Genomic DNA, 16,463 nt, shown 5'->3' on the forward strand with positions numbered 1-16,463 from the left:
CGGTCACAGGTGGTCACGTCAGTTCACCAGTTCGGCCAGCGGGATGCGCCGGAAGGTGATCGTCTCGTACGCGCCGAAGTCCCCCGTCTCGTAGAGCAGGCCGATGGTCTCCTCGTCGAGGCGTACGAGGTCGGAGTACGCGGCGGGCAACCCGTCGACGGTGTGCACGGGCCGCCAGGTGGTGCCGCCGTCGGTGGAGCGGCGCACGGTCATCAGGGCGCGGAAGCCGGGGTCGGCGGGGCCGGAGAAGAGGAGCAGGTCGGGGTCGCGCACCTGCAGGACGCTGCCCTCGACCACGGGGCCGGTGAGGCAGGCCTGGGGGCGGAAGGGCCTGACGAGGCCGCGGCCGCCGTCGCGGGAGTGGGCGTCGGCGCGGCTGCCGGGGGCCGGGGAGTCGTTGCGGGTGTTGAAGTAGAGGCGTCCGTCGGGGAGTTCGGCGGCGGTGGTCTCGTTCACGTTGATGTAGCCGTTGGTGTTGTCGTCGATGTAGCCGATGCGCCAGGTGGCGCCGGCGTCGTCGCTGAGGAGGCAGTGGCCGCCGTTGTACCTGCCCTCGGTGCCGGTGTCCGAGCCGGACGGCGGCAGGGAGTGGTTGGCGGGGACGACGACGCGGCCGGTGGTGAGCTGGAGGGCGTGCCCGGGCCCGGTCGCGTACCACCGCCAGGCGGGCTTCTTCACCGAGGCGGTGATCTCGCGCGGGGCGGACCAGGTGCGGCCGTCGTCGTCGCTGTGCTGCACCCACACGCGCCGGCCGGCGGCCGCGGAGACCTTGCCGCGCCGGATGGCGTCCTCGGTGGCCGCGGCGGCGTTCCTGACCTGGACGAGCAGGACGCGGCCGTCGGCGAGGACGACGGGGGCGGGGTTGCCCGCGAGGTCGGCGCCGTTCTTGCCGACGACCTGGAGCGGGCCCCAGGTGCGGCCGCCGTCGACGGAGCGCTTGAGGACGATGTCGATGTCGCCGAAGTCCTCCTGGGATCCGACGCGGCCCTCGCAGAAGGCGAGGACGGTAGGGGGGCCGGGGGTGGGGCCCGTGGTGACGACGGCCGGTATGCGGAAGCTCGCGTAGCCCTCGCGGCCCGCCCGGAAGGGAACAGACGTCTCATAAGTCATGGTGCGGGCTTCCCCACTCCGGGGGAATTCCCGGTGAACTCCGGGTCACGAGTGCTCCGTTGGTGCAGGATGCGGCGCCATGGACGCCGTACGGGTCGCGCTGCTGCGCGAAGTGCTCGCCGGGACCGAGTGGCTCGGGGCCACGCGCCGCTTCGCGGGCGCCCTGCGTTCGTCCGTCGTGCCGCACGGCGGCGGGCTGCTCCTGGTGGGCACGCGGGCGTACGAGCCCTGGCACCTGGCCGCGCACCTGGTGGACGAGGCGGCCTGGTCGGGCACGCCGGAGCTGACCCCGACGCTCGTACGCCACCGGGTCCTCGCCGCCGATCCCGCGCACCTGTCGACCGGGCTCGGCCGGATCGAGGCCGCGCGGCGCGGCGAGACGCTGCTGGTGGTGGCGCCGGACGCGCCGGACGCGGAGCTGCTGACGCGCGTGCACGACGCGCGGCGGGCCGGGGCGACCGTGCTCGCGCTCGACGCGGGGGACCGGGATCTGGGGGCGCTGGCGCATGAGGCGCTGGCCGTGCCGGGGCCGGGGGGTGAGCCGGGGGACGATCTCGACCTGGACACGGTGCAGCATCTGGTGAGTGCGGCGGCCGGGGAGAACGCGTTGCCCGCGGTGCGGGGCCGTCGCCGCTTCCGGGACCGGCTCTCCCGCCTCACCGACCATCTGACGGCCCCGCCGCCCACCCGGTGGTAACGGCCACCGTCCACGGCCCCGGCAGGCCCTCCCGGCTCGGCCCCCGCCGCTTCGCGGCCATACCGACGCCCCTTCCCGGCTCGGCCCCTCTCGGCTCGGTTTCGCCGCTGCGCGGCGGTTTTCCCACCCACCCACCCGGCACCCCGCGTCACGCCCCGTGAGGCACCGGCGACGACCGAGCGGGTGGGGAAACCCGCCGCGAAGCGGCGAAGGGCTGACCGCCACACCGGGCACCGCCCGAAACCGGCGGCGACGGGACCCCGCGGCTCGACGCCGAGTATCGGGTGGGTGGGTGGGAGAACCTCCGCGCAGCGGCGAAGAGGCCGGCCGCCACACCGGGCACCGCCCGAAACCGGCGGCGACGGGACCTCGCAGCTCGATGCCGAGTATCGGGCGGGTGGGTGGGAAAACCACGGCGAAGAGGCCGGCCGCCACACCGGGCACCGCCCGAAACCGGCGGCGACGGGACCCCGCGGCTCGATGCCGAGTATCGGGCGGGTGGGTGGGAAAACCACGGCGAAGAGGCCGGCCGCCACACCGGGCACCGCCCGAAGCCCCCGGCCAGGGGACCCCGCGGCCCGACGCACCCGGGAGAACCGGCGAGGCCAGGCTCAGCCCTCGCCCCCCGCCCTGTCATGCCACCGAGGATCATTCTCCCACTGGAGATTCCGCTCCGCGGCCGTCCGCATCGCCGCTTCCGCCTCCGGCCGCGAGGCGTACGGCCCCATCCGGTCCTTGCCGGGGCAGTCGGGGCCCTCCTCCACCTTCTGGTGCTCCAGGCAGTAGTACCACTCCCCCGGCTTGCCGACCGTCCGCTTCTTGAACAGCGCCATGTCCCGCTCCTCTCGTTCCCGACGTCGTTCCTGACGCCATCGTGCCCCGAGACGGCTGGCTAGACTCGCCGGCATGTCTGGCCAGTCACTGCTCGTCCCAGGGGAGCTCTCTCCCGTCCGTTCCGTTCCCGGCAACATCAGGCGCCCGGAGTATGTGGGCAAGCCCGCCCCCACCCCGTACAAGGGGCCCGAGGTGCAGACCCCCGAGACCATCGAGCTGATGCGCACCGCGGGCCGCATCGCCGCGCAGGCGATGGCGGAGGCCGCGAAGCACATCGCCCCGGGGGTGACCACCGATGAGCTGGACCGCGTCGCGCACGAGTACATGTGCGACCACGGCGCCTACCCCTCCACGCTCGGCTACCGGGGCTTCCCGAAGTCGCTGTGCAGTTCGATCAACGAGGTCATCTGCCACGGGATCCCCGACTCCACCGTCCTGAAGGACGGCGACATCATCAACCTCGACGTCACGGCGTACATCGGCGGCGTGCACGGCGACAACAACGCCACCTACCTCGTCGGCGACGTCGACGAGGAGTCGAGGCTGCTGGTGGAGCGGACCCGCGAATCCCTCGACCGCGCCATCAAGGCCGTCAAGCCCGGCCGCCAGATCAACATCATCGGCCGCGTCATCGAGTCGTACGCGAGGCGCTTCGGCTACGGCGTCGTGCGTGACTTCACCGGTCACGGCATCAACACGTCCTTCCACTCCGGCCTGATCGTCCCGCACTACGACAGCCCGCACGCGACGACCACCATCAAGCCCGGCATGACGTTCACGATCGAGCCGATGCTGACGCTCGGCACCCACGAGTACGACATGTGGGACGACGGCTGGACCGTCGTCACCAAGGACAGGAAGCGCACCGCGCAGTTCGAGCACACGCTGGTGGTGACGGACACCGGGGCGGAGATCCTCACACTGCCCTGAGCCCCAAGCCCCTCCGTGTGCTGCTCGCGCGACGCGGACCGGATGACCGCCGAGAACGGGATGAGCGGCGCGTCCATGAGGGACCCCGGGCCGAGACCTCGGCCTTCATCCGCGGCCTCCTCGGCGGCGGCCTCGGCGTCGACGCCATCGCGCGGTACACGGAACAGTTCTGGTTCCTGTACCGCGCCCTGGACGACGGCGCCGGCGCCCTGCGCGGCGACCCGGCCACCCCCGGGCCCCGCCCCCGGGCCCCAGGTGCCAGGTCACAGGTCCCAGGTCACAGGGGCACGCCCCCTCCCCGACTTGACCATCGCTTTACTCCCTCATGGGCGCTCCATCGCCCGCCCGTGATCGGCCCGTGAGCGGCGGGCCCGCTTGAGAGCTGAATCACTGACCGGGCGGGTATCAGCGTGGTAAGGGTCGGTTAAGTTAGGTCCGCCTCACCGGCCGCGGTGGGGTTCGCGTTCGTCAGTGACCCGTCTTGGAGCCCTCTATGCGACCCGTGCGACCTGTCCGCCTGTCCGTCGTCACCGCTGTCGCCACCGCGGCCGCCCTGACCGCCGTCACGGGCTGCACGGAGAAGAGCGACGCCAAGGGCGATGGCGCGCACAGCGTGCGGGTGACCGCCACCGACGACAAGTGCGAGGTCTCCAAGAAGAAGCTGACCGCCGGGCACGTCGAGCTGGCCATCGAGAACAAGGGCTCGAAGGTCACCGAGGTCTACCTCCTCTTCCCCGACGACCGCATCGTGAGCGAGCGCGAGAACATCGGCCCCGGCACCAAGCAGAAGCTCACCGCCGAGGTGAAGGCCGGCGCGTACGAGATCGCCTGCAAGCCCGGCATGAAGGGCGACGGCATCCGCCAGAAGGTCACCGTCACCGGCGGCGGGAAGACGGCGAAGCGCGACCCGCGCCTGGACCGGGCCGTCGCCGCCTACCGCGCGTACGCCCAGGCCCAGGCCGACGAGACGCTGCCGAGGACGAAGATCTTCACCGACGCCGTGCGCGAGGGCGATCTGGCGGCCGCGAAGAAGGCGTACGCCGACTCCCGCATCGGCTGGGAGCGCACCGAGCCGGTCGCCGAGTCCTTCGGCGACATCGACCCGAAGGTCGACTTCCGCGAGGACGGCCTGGAGGACGGCCAGGACCCGGAGAAGGACTGGACGGGCTGGCACCGTCTGGAGCGGGCCCTGTGGAAGGACAAGAAGATCGGCAAGCGCGAGAAGGAGCTGGCCACCCTTCTCGACAAGGACCTCAAGGACTGGCAGCAGCGCGTCGGCAAGGCCGTGATCACCCCGACCTCCATGGCCAACGGCGCCAAGGAGCTGCTCGACGAGGTCGCCACCGGCAAGGTCACCGGGGAGGAGGAGCGCTACTCCCACACCGACCTGGTCGACTTCAAGGCCAACGTCGAGGGCGCCGAGAAGTCCTACGAGCTGCTGAAGCCCGTCGCCGCCGAGAACGACCCGAAGCTCACGAAGGAGCTCGACAAGCAGTTCGCGGCCCTGGACAAGCTCCTGGAGAAGTACCGCGAGGGCGGCAAGGACTCCTACGACTTCACCTCCTACGACAAGGTCGCCAAGGCGGACCGCAAGGAGCTGTCCGACGGGGTCAACGCGCTCGCCGAGCCGCTGTCGAAGCTGGCCGCGGCCGTCGCGAAGACCAAGTAGCGGCTGGGGGACCCGATGCCTGACGACAACACCCACGACACCCGCGTGCCGTCCCGGCGTTCGCTGCTCGGCTGGGGCGGCGCCGGGCTCGCGCTCGGCGCCGCCGTGGCCGGCGGCGCGGTGGCGGTGACCCGCTCCGGCGACGAGGTGGCTCCCGCCGGGGAGACGGGCGGCGCCGTCCCCTTCCACGGCGCGCACCAGGCCGGCATCGCCACGCCCGTGCAGGACCGGCTGCACTTCGCGGCGTTCGACGTGAAGACGGACGACCGCGCGGAGTTCGTCCAGCTCCTCAAGGACTGGACGAGCGCGGCCGCGCGGATGACCGCCGGCCACACCGTCGGCGAGGGCGCGCACGGCGGACTCGCCGAGGCGCCGCCCGACGACACCGGTGAGGCGCTCGGCCTCAAGCCGTCCCGGTTGACGCTGACGATCGGCTTCGGGCCCTCCCTGTTCGAGAAGTTCGACCTTGCCGAGCGGCGGCCGGAGGCCTTGGTCGAGCTGCCCAAATTCCCCGGCGACAACCTCGATCGGGCCCGCAGCGGCGGCGACCTGTGCGTGCAGGCCTGCGCGGACGACCCGCAGGTGGCGGTGCACGCCATCCGCAACCTCGCCCGCATCGGCTTCGGCAAGGTCGCCGTGCGCTGGTCGCAGCTCGGCTTCGGCAAGACGTCCTCGACGACGCCGGACGCGCACACGCCCCGCAATCTCTTCGGTTTCAAGGACGGCACGCGCAACGTCTCCGGGCAGGACACGGCGGCGCTGGCCAAGCACGTGTGGGTCGGCGAGAAGGACGGGCCCGACTGGCTGGCGGGCGGCTCCTACCTCGTGGCGCGCCGCATCCGGATGAACATCGAGACGTGGGACCGCACCTCGCTCGGTGAGCAGGAGGACGTGTTCGGGCGCGACAAGGGCGAGGGCGCCCCGGTCGGCAAGGCCAAGGAGCACGACGAGCCGTTCCTGAAGGCGATGAAGCCCGGCGCGCATGTGCGGCTCGCGCACCCCGACGCCAACGACGGGGCGACGATCCTGCGCCGCGGCTACTCCTTCACGGACGGCACCGACGGCCTCGGCCGGCTGGACGCGGGGCTGTTCTTCCTCGCCTACCAGCGGGACGTGCGCACCGGTTTCATCCCGGTCCAGCGCAATCTGGCGCGCTCCGACGCGCTCAACGAGTACATCCAGCACGTGGGTTCCGCGGTCTTCGCGGTCCCGCCGGGCGTCCGCGACAAGGACGACTGGTGGGGCAGGGGCCTGTTCACCGGGGAGGCGTAGCCGATGTTCGGCAACTATCTGATCGGTCTGCGCGAGGGTCTCGAGGCCAGCCTGGTCGTCTGCATCCTCATCGCCTACCTGGTGAAGACCGGGCGGCGGGACGCGCTGGCACCGATCTGGACCGGCATCGGCGTCGCGGTGGCGCTCGCGCTCGGCTTCGGCTGCGCGCTGACCTTCGGCTCGCAGGAGCTGACCTTCCAGGCCCAGGAGGCCCTCGGCGGTTCGCTGTCGATCGTCGCGGTGGCACTGGTGACGTGGATGGTCTTCTGGATGCGGCGCACGGCGCGGCACCTGAAGGCCGAACTGCACGGCAAGCTGGACTCGGCCCTCCAGATGGGCACGGCCGCGCTGGTGGCGACCGCGTTCCTCGCGGTGGGCCGGGAGGGCCTGGAGACGGCCCTGTTCGTGTGGGCGTCGGTGCGGGCCTCCAGCGACGGTTCGCACGGGCCGCTGCTCGGCGTGCTCCTCGGGCTGCTGACGGCGGTCGTCCTCGGCTGGCTGTTCTACCGGGGCGCACTGCGCATCAACCTCGCGAAGTTCTTCACCTGGACCGGCGCCATGCTGGTCGTGGTGGCGGCGGGCGTGCTCGCGTACGGCGTGCACGACCTCCAGGAGGCGGAGTTCGTCGGCGGGCTGCGGGACAAGGCGTTCGACATCAGCACGACGATCCCGCCGGACAGCTGGTACGGCACGCTCCTGAAGGGCGTCTTCAACTTCCAGCCCGATCCGACGGTGCTTCAGGTCGTGGTCTGGCTGCTGTATCTGGTCCCCACCCTGGTGTTCTTCTTCGCCCCGGCCCGCAAGGCGAGCAGCCCCCCGGCCGCCGCCGAGGCCACCGCGCCGCCCCGGTAGGGTTCGGGCCCGGGAGAAGGGCGTAGGTGAGGGGACCCCCATGAGCAAGGTGCGCAGATTTCGCGGTGTCCGCGGGCCGTTCGCGGCGGTGGCCGCGGCGGGTGCCCTGTCGGTGGCGGTGACCGGGTGCGTGACGGTGCACGGCGAGCGGGAGGTCGTCCCCGCGGCGACGAAGGCCGAGGCCGCCCAGGCACTCGAAGCCTTCCTGGCCGCCTACAACAAGGCGGAGAGGACGTACGACCCGGCCGCCGACGCCGCCCGGGTCACCGGTCCGCTGGGCGCCATCAACCAGGCGGGCCTGCGGTCGCGGCGCGTCCAGCACCCGGCGGGCAACCCCGGGGCGACGCCGCTGAGGCTGACGGACGTGTCGTACGCCATCCCGAAGAAGGCCGGTTGGCCGCGCTGGTTCCTCGTCGACGCCGAGGCCAACCGCAAGGTCGGCGGCCGCGGGGACGCGCGCTGGCTGTGGATCTTCACCAAGGGCGGCCCCGGCCGGCAGTGGGAGGCGTCCTATCTGAACCTCGTGGCGCCCGGCAAGGTGCCCCGACTGAAGAAGGACGAGGACGGGTGGGCGGTGCCCGTGGCGGTCGGCGCGGCGGACGTGGCGGTGGCGCCGCGGAAGCTGGGCAAGGCGTACACGGCGTATCTGAAGTCGGGCGGCGACACGTTCGCGCCGGGCGACCACACGTCGAAGTGGAAGGCGCTGCGCGACCGGAACACCAAGCGGCTCGGGGTGGGCGTGCAGTACCTGGACTACCCCATGGACTCCGGTGACTTCGCCCCCGTGGGGCTGCGTACGAAGGACGGCGGGGCGCTGGTCTTCTTCGCCACGCACCACTACGAGCGGCAGACGGCCGCCAAGGGCATCGACCTGCGTCTCGACCCGGACGTCAAGGCGCTCCTGAAGGGCGAGGTGCGGCAGTCGGTGACGCTGGAGCGCGTCGCCAACCAGGTGGTCCTGGACCCGCCGAGGTCCGGCGGCGACAAGGTCGCCTTCCTCGGCCGCATCCAAGGGCTCACGGGCGCGAAGGGCGACCAGTAAGCCCAGTAGGTCCAGCAAAGCCCAGCGGGCGCGTCGTCAGCCGCCCAGTGGCCAGGCGGCCGTCTCCTGCCGGGGGCCGTCCGCGAACCGCGCGCACTCGTCGGTGAGGGTCTCCAGGAGCGTCAGCGGGTCCGGCAGCGGGTGCTCGGGGCCGCGCACCCAGCGCACGTCCAGGTCACCGGGGAGCCGGGCGGGCGGCACAAGCACGTAGGAGCCGCGGCAGTGCCAGCGCAGGCCCGGGTGCTCGTCCATCGTCTCGGGGTGGCAGTCCAGCTCACAGGGCCACCACTCGTCCTCGTCCTCGGGGGTGCCGCGGGTGGCGGTGTAGAAGAGCATCCGGTCGTCGCCCGACTCGGCCACGGGGCCGACGTCGATGCCCGCTTCGAGAAGGCGGCGCAGTGCCTCGCGGCCGGCGTCCAGCGGCACGTCGAGGACGTCGTGGACCATGCCGGTCGCGGTGATGAAGTTCGCCTGCGGCTGGTCGCGGGCCCACCGCTCGATCTGGCCGGGGTCGGTCGTGGACTGCGTCTGCCAGGCGAAGGAGACGGGGTGGCGGGCGGGCGTGGGGCAGCCGACGCGGTCGCAGGAACATCGGTAGCCCGAGGGGTGTGCGGCCGGGGCGAGGGGCAGCCCGGCGGCCGCGGCGGCGCGCAGCAGGTCCTCACGGGCCCGGTCGTCGGCCGTCGTGTCCTTGGGACGACGGCGAAGCCACTGGGAAATCCTGCCCTGCCCGCCGGACCGGCTGCCGAACTCCGCGCCCATCTAGCCCCTCACCTCGCCGTTGTGCCGAAAGCTTGACCCATGGTCCCACCATCCTGCGCCCGCGGGGGCCGGAGGCCGCATCCGGGGTGGCCGGGGGGACGCCAGGCGCTGCCCGCCATACCCCCTCATCGCCTACTAAGTGGTGATTTGCCCTGTACCCCCCTACGGTGTCGCCATGGTCATTAGGACTGCGCTGACAGGCCTCACGGCGCTGGCCCTCACGGCACCGAGCGGCTTCCTCGCCCCGATCGAGTGGGGCCGGGGGCCCCTGACCGTGGACGCGCTGCCCCGCGTCGTCTACACCGCGCACCGCGGCGGTGCCCTGGAGGTGCCGGAGAACAGCATGGCGGGGCTGCTCGCCGCGTACGAGCGGGGCACCGCGCAGGTCATCGACTTCGACACGCGGATACTGCGCGACGGCACGCCGGTGGTCATGCACGACAGGACCCTGGACCGCACCACCTACGCGATGGGCCCGGTGCGGATGTTCGACCGGTACACCTGGCGCGGTGTCGTGCTGCGGCCCGACGCCTCGCTGCCGGGCCGGTGGCGTCCGGAGCGGGCGCCGACGGTCGAGGAGGTCCTGGACCGGTTCGGCGGGCGGATCATGCTGATGCTGGAGGCCAAGGACCCGCACGGCCTCGACGAGCTGGCCCGGCTGATCCGCTCCCGGGGCCTGGCCCGCTCGGTCTTCGTCAACTCCAACAGCCCCGCGGTGGCGCGGCGCGCCCACGAGCTCGGCCTGCTGGCGCAGCTGTGGCGCTCCAAGGCGCAGCTGCGCACCGACCGGCCCGAGCGCTGGGCCGCGTACGTGGACGTCCTGGACGTGGACCACAAGGCGCGCGACCGGGACCTGGTGCGCGCGGTGAACTCGGGCGTCCCGCGGGTGTGGGCGCACACGGTGACCACGCCGAAGCAGCGCGACCGCGTGCTGCGGCTCGGCTGCAACGGCGTCATCACGGACGCCCCAGGGCTCCTGTCGCGTACGCCGATCGAGCCGGCGCGGCCCGGCCGGCGGGCGTAGCCGGGTCGCCGGCCGGCCTCGTCAGGAGGTCGCGGGGCGGCTGGCGATGCCGTACAGGGCGTACTCGACGAGCTTGTCCGCGTAGGCGTGGGTGAGGGGGCCCGAGCGCATCAGCCAGCGCTGGGCCAGCGGGCTCGACCACAGTTCCAGGGCGATGCGGGGGTCGACGTCGGGCAGGACGTGCCCCGCATCCTGGGCCTGGCGCAGGCGCTTCACGAAGAGCTGGAACTGCGGTTCGAGGAGCTTCTCCACGAACTCGGCGCCCAGTTCGGGGTTGAGCAGGCCCTCGGCGGCCAGCGCGCGGTAGGGGGCGTCGTACTTGGGGTCGTTGAACTCGTCGACGGTGGCCCGCATGACGAACTTGAGGTCGGCCTCCAGGTCCCCGGAGTTCGTGATCTCGGTCTGGGTCACGCTCTCGCCGGCCTGCCGGCTCGCGGCCTCGGCGGCCTGCGCGCCGAGGTCGAGGAAGGCGTCGAGCAGCACGGCTCCCTTGGACGGCCACCAGCGGTAGATCGTCTGCTTGCCGACGCCGGCGCGGGCCGCGATGGCCTCGATCGTCAGCTTGGCGTAGCCGACCTCGCCGACGAGGGCCAGGGCGGCGTCGTAGATCGCGCGGCGCGAACGTTCGCTGCGGCGCGTGGAGTCAGGGGAGGTCTTCTGGGCCATGCCTCGAAGGTACCAGCGGTCGAACGATACGTACCGTCTTGACAAGACGCTGCGTCTCGTTCAGAGTGGACCCCGAAGCGAGACGGAGCGTCTCGTCTACTCGATGGAGGTGGGCACCATGACCCGAGGTGGATCCGGAGGCATGCTGGGCGTCGGCGGCACCCGCAGCAATCTCCCCCGCCAGGCCCTGCGGGGCGCGGCCCGGGGCGGGCGCGTCGGCGGCGGCCTCAGCGCCCAGGACCAGAAGCGCGAACTGCTGCGCAGGCTGATGGAGGGCCGCGAGAGGCCCGGCCGGCCTTGAGGGGGCCTCTCGCCGCATGGACCGGGCGGGGTCGGGCGAGGCGGGGCGGGGCCGGGCGAGGCCGGACCTACGCACCGCACCGACCCGCGTTGGGCCGTGAGCACGGTGGGGCGGGGATGGCAACCACCCGTTCGGTGCACAGCGCGGAGGCTTCTCGCACCGCACTATGGGCAGCAACTGCCCCACGGCGGGCGGCGACTGCCGCACCATGGGCAGCAGCCGCCCCGCGTGGGCGGCACCTGACCCTGCGGTACGTGAGGAGCCTTCGTTGTCCCGTTTTCCTCGCTCTCCTCGGCGCGCCACACCCCGGCGCTATCTGATGTGCCCACCGGCACACTTCAAGGTCACCTACTCCATCAACCCCTGGATGGACCCCGCCAAGCCGGTCGACGTCCCGCTCGCCGTCGCCCAGTGGGAGGACCTGCGCGACCGCTACCGCTCGCTCGGCCACACCGTCGAGGAGCTGGTCCCGCGCCCCGGCCTGCCCGACATGGTCTTCGCCGCGAACGGCGCGACCGTCGTGGAGGGGCGGGTGCTCGGCGCGCGCTTCGCCTATGCGGAGCGGGAGAAGGAGGCGGCGGCCCACCTGGAGTGGTTCCGCGCGCACGGCTTCACCGACATCCACGAACCCACGCACATCAACGAGGGCGAGGGCGACTTCGCCGTCACCTCCTCCTACGTGTTGGCCGGGCGCGGCTTCCGGGCCAGCCCCCTCTCGCACGGCGAGGCGCAGGAGTTCTTCGGCCGCCCGGTGATCGGGCTCGACCTCATCGACCCGCGCTACTACCACCTGGACACCGCGCTCGCCGTCCTGGACGACGCGGCGGACGAGGTCATGTACTACCCGCCCGCCTTCTCCCCCGGCAGCCGGGCGGTCCTGCGGAGCCTGTTCCCCGACGCGGTGATCGCCGAGGAGGCCGACGCCGAGGCGCTCGGGCTCAACGCCGTCTCCGACGGACTTCACGTGCTGCTCCCCCAGGCCGCGTTGGGGCTCTACGAACCCTTGCGGGCACGCGGCTTCGAACCCATCGGGATGGACCTGGGCGAGCTGCTCAAGGGCGGCGGCAGCGTGAAGTGCTGCACGCAGGAGCTGCGGACCTGACCCCTGCGGGCCTAGCCCCTGGGGAGCTTCGCCGGGCAGAGCCGGCGCGGCGCGTCGTCGCCCTTGAGGCGGGCGTCGACGCAGCCGCCCGGCAGCCCCCGGTACGCCGTGGCCCCGAAGTTGGCCGTCACCGTCAGCACGCCCTCGCCGAAGACGGTGCGCTGCACGGTGCGGTCGGCGGTCACCTGCCGGAACGCGGTGAGTTGTTCGGTGCCGGCCGCCTTGTGCAGGGGCGCGAAGTACCGCTGGAGTGCGGCCAGTTCCGCGCCGTGCTTGTCCAGCGAGGCACCGTCCAGTACGTAGTTGAGGGGCGTGTTGTAGAGCATCGCGAGCAGCGCGCGCGTGGTCTTCTGCGCGGGCAGCTTCTCGTACGACAGTTCCCAGCGCTCGGTGTTGACGAGCGAGCCGTGCAGGGCGGTCTCGTAGAGCGGGGCGCGGTAGCGGGGGTCGTACATCGCCTTGGCGAGACCGGCGGGGAGGTCGACCGGCTTGAAGAAGACCCCGGGGGCGTTCTCGGGGTAGTAGCCGCCCCACTTCTCGCGGTCCTTCTGGAGCCGCCACACGCCGTCGGCGACCGGCGTCGCGCCGCCGTGGTCGAAGGCCACCGCCTTGTTCGCCCAGGCCTGCGCGCTCTCCGAGCCGAGGACCAGGCCCCGGTCCGCGATGCGCCGCATCCGGGCGAGGCGGTGGGCGCGGTCCTCGGCCTTCGTCATGCGGTGGCCCTCGCCGTGGTCGCGGAAGAGTTCGCCGGTGGCGTCGACGTCGAGGAAGTAGCTGTCGGCGCCGTTGGCGACCATCGAGCGGGTGCGGTCCGCGAGGTAGTGGTGCGTCTTCTCGGCCCGCGCGAAGGCGCGGGAGCTGAGGTAGCAGCCGCGCCCGCCGAAACCGGTCCGCGGCTCGCCCTTCGCGTCGCGGACGCAGAAGTCGGGGTAGACGGTGCCGGGCCAGATCGCGTTCGGGGCGTCGGCGGTCCTCGGGTCCTGGCCGTTGGCGAAGGAGTCGTAGGGGCCGATGAGGTATCCGGCTTTCCGCGCGGCGCGCACCGCCGCCCTGCCGGGGTAGGGCTTGCCGTCGTAGCCGAGCCACATCCGGTCGACGCCGAGCTTCCTGAGCCGCTCGATGCCCGCGGTCTGACGGGCCTCGCCCCAGGTGTAGGCGTGGAAGGCGCCGAGGAGGCGGCCGACGGCGGGGTTCTTCGCGATCTTCCGGCGCAGGCTGCCGAGTTGGCCGCGTTCAGTGAGGTAGGAGCGGTAGTCGGCGGCGGGCGCGACCGGGTTGCCGTCGGTCAGCGCGAAGGTGACCGTGTAGTCGCGGGTGCCCTCGCCGGAGTCGAAGGCGTGCCGCGCGGTGGCGCGCAGGCGGCCGCCGGGCGCGGTGAAGCCGAGGGTGGTGCCGATGTCGGTGGGCGTGAGGTAGCTGACGCCGGCGCCCCTGCCGAGGGAGTAGCCCCACAGCGGCAGGGTCAGCTCGGCGCCGACGTCGACGGTGCTGCCCGCGAGCGCTCCTTCGCCGGTGGTCCAGAAGGGGTCCCCGGCGGGGATGTCCAGGCCCTCGCCGCGCGGCAGTTGCAGCGCCGAGGCGGTGGCGTCGGTGCCGGTGACGGGCCAGCTGACGGAGGTGTCGCGGTGGGCCGTCAGGCGCAGCGAGAGGCGGCCGTGGTCGGTGCGGGCGGTGACGTCGACGCCGCGTTCGGGGTAGCTCCAGCGGGCCTGTGCGGCGCCGGTGCGCGTGACCGGTCCCGGGCGGCCGAGGTCGGTGCCGGCGGGGGCGGAGAGCGTCAGGTCGCGGCCGTCGCGGGTGTGGGCGCGTACGGCGAGGGACGCGGTGTCCACGACGGCCGTCCCGCCGTGGACGGCGAGTTCGACGCGGCGGCCGTGCGCGGGTCCGGCGCCGGCGGCGTGGGCGGAGGAGGTCACCGCGACCGCTGCGAGGGCCAGGGCGACGGAGGAGGCGAGGAGTCGGCTCCCGGGCCGCCTGCGGGCGTGGCCGTGGTGGTGGACGTGGTCGTGGCCGTGGTTGTGGCCGGGGGGACTGGTGTCGGTCGTCATGGGGATGTGGATAGTCACCGCTTCTAAGAGGCTTGTGAGAAACGGGGCGACTGCCCTTGCCGGAGATCGTCGTGGTACCAATACGGGCGCGCGGGAACCACAGACGGCTTTTTCGCGTCGCACCACGAGAACCGAACAGTGGGCCCACCGGGGCCCTGGGGGAAGAAGAGGTATCAGCGCAGTGAATCGCATGCGCACGTCCGTCGCGGTCCTGGCCACCGCTGGAGCACTCACCGCCGGTCAGCTCGGCATGGCGGGGGCCGCGTCCGCGGCGACGAAGCCGACGCCGCGCGCCGCGTCGGCCACGCCGAGTGTCGCCCCGCGGACCACCGGCTGCCCGATCGACATCGTCTACACCTCCCGTTTCCAGATCGACCGGAACGGCTGGGTGACCAACGGCGGCCTGTACTTCGGGCTGAAGAACAAGAGCACCAAGACCTTCAAGAAGGTCAGCTTCACGGTGACCAACGTCAAGAACATCCGCTTCGGCAGTGCCACGCCCAAGGGCGGCAAGGTCACCCACAAGACGTCGAAGACCGTCACCGTCTACGACAAGAGCCTCGCTGGCAAGGCCAAGCTCGGCGTCAAGGTGCGCACGCACCTGCTGAACACCCGCAGCTACAAGGTGAAGTTCAACGTGCGCGGCAACGGCTGGAACTGCGCCGTCGACCAGGGCACCTGGGGCGCCTGAGTCACTCCTGTGACGCGGACGGGGGCGGCCACGCGTCGCCCCAGTCCGCGTCCCGGGCCGCGCGGTAGAGGGCGCCGTGCCGCTTGGTCACGGTCTGCCGGCGCAGCTGCTCCTCGGCCCCGCACAGGTCGAGGAGCACCTGGCCCTTGCGGATCTGGGGCCGGCGCACGATCCGGTCCCGCGGCGGGCGCGGCTCGAAGCGGGTCGCCGCGACGTAGCTGAACTTCTCGTCCTCGTACGCCAGGGAGCCGCCCTTGACCTGGCGGTGCAGGGACGTCCTGCTGACCCGGGCCGAGAAGTGGCACCAGTCCGTGCCCGGCTCGATGGGGCACGCCGCGCTGTGCGGGCAGGGTGCCGCGATCCGGAAGCCGGCGGCGAGCAGCTGGTCCCGGGCCTCCAGGACGCGCGTGTAGCCGTCGGGGGTGCCGGGCTCCACGATGACGACGGCCTCGGTGGCCGCCGCTGCCGCCGCGTCGACGACCGAGCGTCGGTCGGCCTGCGTCAGCTCCTTCAGGACGTACGAGACGGTGACGAGGCCGGCGGCGTCGAGTTCGGGGGAGGCGCCGATGCGGGCGCGCTGCCAGCGGGTGGCGCGCAGCTGCGGGGCGCTTCGCGCCAGTTCCCGGCCAAGCGCGAGTGCGGGCTCGGCCCAGTCGAGGACCGTGACGGCGCGCTCGCCCTCCCAGGTCGCCGCGGCCGCCCAGACCGCCGCGCCGGTTCCGCCGCCGACGTCCAGCTGGCCGGCCGGCGCCCATCCCTCGGGGGCCGCGTCGGCGAGGGCCGCCAGTGCGGAGCGCACCGCCTCGAAGGTGGCGGGCATGCGGTAGGCCGCGTAGGCGGTGACGTCGGCGCGGTCCCGCAGGATCGGGGCGTCGGTCGGGGTGCTTCCCCGGTAGTTCTCGATCAGCCGCGTGACGGCCTGCGAGGCCTGCGTGGGCGCCAGCCCGTCCAGCGCCCTCGCGAGGGCGCCGCTCAGGATCTCTGCCGGGGAGGTCGGCGCCGCTAGGTTCAGGTCGTTCACCCAGCGATTCTACGGGCCCCGGCCGTACCTGCGGCTCCTCCGTGGTTGCTCGCGCAGTTCCCCGCGCCCCTGGGGGGTACCACCTCGGCCCCTTATCTGTTCCGGCCCAGGACAAGCCCCCTCAGGGGCGCGGGGAACTGCGCGAGCGGCCACAGACGCGCCGCGCACGCGGTTGCCGCGGCATCGGGCAGACGCGTGCGCGGGTCGTACGGGGCTGAGCGCGCCGTTCCCCGCGCCCCTGGGGGGGTGCCACCTCGGCCCCTCACCTGCGCGGCCCAGGGCGACTCCCGGACGTACCTGCGGCTGCATCGTGGTTGCTCGCGCAGTTCCCCGCGCCCCTGGGGAGGTACCACCTCGGCCCCTTATCTGTTCCGGCCCAGGACAAGCCCCCTCAGGGGCGCGGGGAACTGCGCGAGCGGCCACAGACGCGCCGCGCACGCGG

Annotated in this window: 16 protein-coding genes; 10 read left to right on the forward strand and 6 right to left on the reverse strand. The window is 72.7% G+C overall.

Features of this window, described 5'->3' with window-relative positions; translation table 11 throughout:
* Nucleotides 1-18: 18 nt before the first annotated feature.
* Nucleotides 19-1,110, reverse strand: a complete 1,092-nt coding sequence (locus ACZ516_RS02355; protein ID WP_469008105.1) for a sialidase family protein — start codon at nt 1,108-1,110, stop codon at nt 19-21.
* A 79-nt stretch (nt 1,111-1,189) separates the two neighbouring features.
* On the opposite strand from ACZ516_RS02355, the gene ACZ516_RS02360 reads away from it, so the two are divergent.
* A complete protein-coding gene (locus ACZ516_RS02360; RefSeq protein WP_469008106.1) occupies nt 1,190-1,807 on the forward strand; it encodes a hypothetical protein in 618 nt (205 codons plus the stop codon).
* A gap of 611 nt (nt 1,808-2,418) precedes the next feature.
* On the opposite strand, the gene ACZ516_RS02365 is transcribed toward ACZ516_RS02360, so the two are convergent.
* Nucleotides 2,419-2,640: a hypothetical protein gene (locus ACZ516_RS02365; RefSeq protein WP_358589685.1), complete on the reverse strand. Its 222-nt coding sequence runs from the start codon at nt 2,638-2,640 to the stop codon at nt 2,419-2,421.
* A 73-nt stretch (nt 2,641-2,713) separates the two neighbouring features.
* Between ACZ516_RS02365 and map the strand changes: the two genes are divergently transcribed.
* The 5 genes from map (at nt 2,714) to ACZ516_RS02390 (ending at nt 8,406) form a co-directional block, all read left to right on the forward strand.
* On the forward strand, nt 2,714-3,571 hold the full coding sequence (gene map / locus ACZ516_RS02370; RefSeq protein ID WP_469008108.1) for a type I methionyl aminopeptidase: 858 nt from the start codon (nt 2,714-2,716) through the stop codon (nt 3,569-3,571).
* Between the two features lie 502 nt (nt 3,572-4,073).
* Complete coding sequence (gene efeO, locus ACZ516_RS02375; protein ID WP_467464956.1) at nt 4,074-5,240, forward strand: iron uptake system protein EfeO; 1,167 nt, start codon at nt 4,074-4,076, stop codon at nt 5,238-5,240.
* 15 nt (nt 5,241-5,255) lie between these two features.
* The gene (gene efeB, locus ACZ516_RS02380; protein ID WP_469008110.1) at nt 5,256-6,512 is read left to right on the forward strand and encodes an iron uptake transporter deferrochelatase/peroxidase subunit; all 1,257 of its coding nucleotides are present in this window, start codon (nt 5,256-5,258) and stop codon (nt 6,510-6,512) included.
* A gap of 3 nt (nt 6,513-6,515) precedes the next feature.
* Nucleotides 6,516-7,364, forward strand: a complete 849-nt coding sequence (gene efeU / locus ACZ516_RS02385; protein ID WP_361080661.1) for an iron uptake transporter permease EfeU — start codon at nt 6,516-6,518, stop codon at nt 7,362-7,364.
* A gap of 40 nt (nt 7,365-7,404) precedes the next feature.
* Nucleotides 7,405-8,406 (forward strand): SCO2278 family lipoprotein, encoded by a 1,002-nt coding sequence (locus tag ACZ516_RS02390; protein ID WP_361080663.1) that lies wholly within the window; start codon nt 7,405-7,407, stop codon nt 8,404-8,406.
* Between the two features lie 36 nt (nt 8,407-8,442).
* Here the strand turns inward: ACZ516_RS02390 and ACZ516_RS02395 are convergent, their stop codons facing one another.
* The gene (locus tag ACZ516_RS02395) at nt 8,443-9,168 is read right to left on the reverse strand and encodes a bifunctional DNA primase/polymerase (protein WP_358585621.1); all 726 of its coding nucleotides are present in this window, start codon (nt 9,166-9,168) and stop codon (nt 8,443-8,445) included.
* A gap of 175 nt (nt 9,169-9,343) precedes the next feature.
* On the opposite strand from ACZ516_RS02395, the gene ACZ516_RS02400 reads away from it, so the two are divergent.
* Nucleotides 9,344-10,192, forward strand: coding sequence for a glycerophosphodiester phosphodiesterase (locus ACZ516_RS02400; RefSeq protein ID WP_358585619.1), 849 nt, complete (start codon nt 9,344-9,346; stop codon nt 10,190-10,192).
* Nucleotides 10,193-10,213: 21 nt separating this feature from the next.
* On the opposite strand, the gene ACZ516_RS02405 is transcribed toward ACZ516_RS02400, so the two are convergent.
* On the reverse strand, nt 10,214-10,858 hold the full coding sequence (locus ACZ516_RS02405; protein ID WP_469008111.1) for a TetR/AcrR family transcriptional regulator: 645 nt from the start codon (nt 10,856-10,858) through the stop codon (nt 10,214-10,216).
* Nucleotides 10,859-10,976: 118 nt separating this feature from the next.
* Between ACZ516_RS02405 and ACZ516_RS02410 the strand changes: the two genes are divergently transcribed.
* Both ACZ516_RS02410 and ddaH read left to right on the forward strand, forming a co-directional pair.
* Nucleotides 10,977-11,159, forward strand: coding sequence for a DUF6243 family protein (locus ACZ516_RS02410; RefSeq protein ID WP_358585616.1), 183 nt, complete (start codon nt 10,977-10,979; stop codon nt 11,157-11,159).
* 208 nt (nt 11,160-11,367) lie between these two features.
* The gene (gene ddaH, locus ACZ516_RS02415; RefSeq protein WP_469008700.1) at nt 11,368-12,261 is read left to right on the forward strand and encodes a dimethylargininase; all 894 of its coding nucleotides are present in this window, start codon (nt 11,368-11,370) and stop codon (nt 12,259-12,261) included.
* Nucleotides 12,262-12,272: 11 nt separating this feature from the next.
* Here the strand turns inward: ddaH and ACZ516_RS02420 are convergent, their stop codons facing one another.
* Complete coding sequence (locus ACZ516_RS02420; protein WP_469008113.1) at nt 12,273-14,309, reverse strand: glycoside hydrolase; 2,037 nt, start codon at nt 14,307-14,309, stop codon at nt 12,273-12,275.
* Between the two features lie 190 nt (nt 14,310-14,499).
* On the opposite strand from ACZ516_RS02420, the gene ACZ516_RS02425 reads away from it, so the two are divergent.
* The gene (locus ACZ516_RS02425) at nt 14,500-15,000 is read left to right on the forward strand and encodes a hypothetical protein (RefSeq protein ID WP_358701287.1); all 501 of its coding nucleotides are present in this window, start codon (nt 14,500-14,502) and stop codon (nt 14,998-15,000) included.
* Nucleotide 15,001: 1 nt separating this feature from the next.
* Here the strand turns inward: ACZ516_RS02425 and ACZ516_RS02430 are convergent, their stop codons facing one another.
* Nucleotides 15,002-16,021 (reverse strand): small ribosomal subunit Rsm22 family protein, encoded by a 1,020-nt coding sequence (locus ACZ516_RS02430; RefSeq protein WP_469008114.1) that lies wholly within the window; start codon nt 16,019-16,021, stop codon nt 15,002-15,004.
* Between the last annotated feature and the right edge of the window lie 442 nt (nt 16,022-16,463).

Source organism: Streptomyces sp. NPDC034037, from assembly GCF_055575715.1.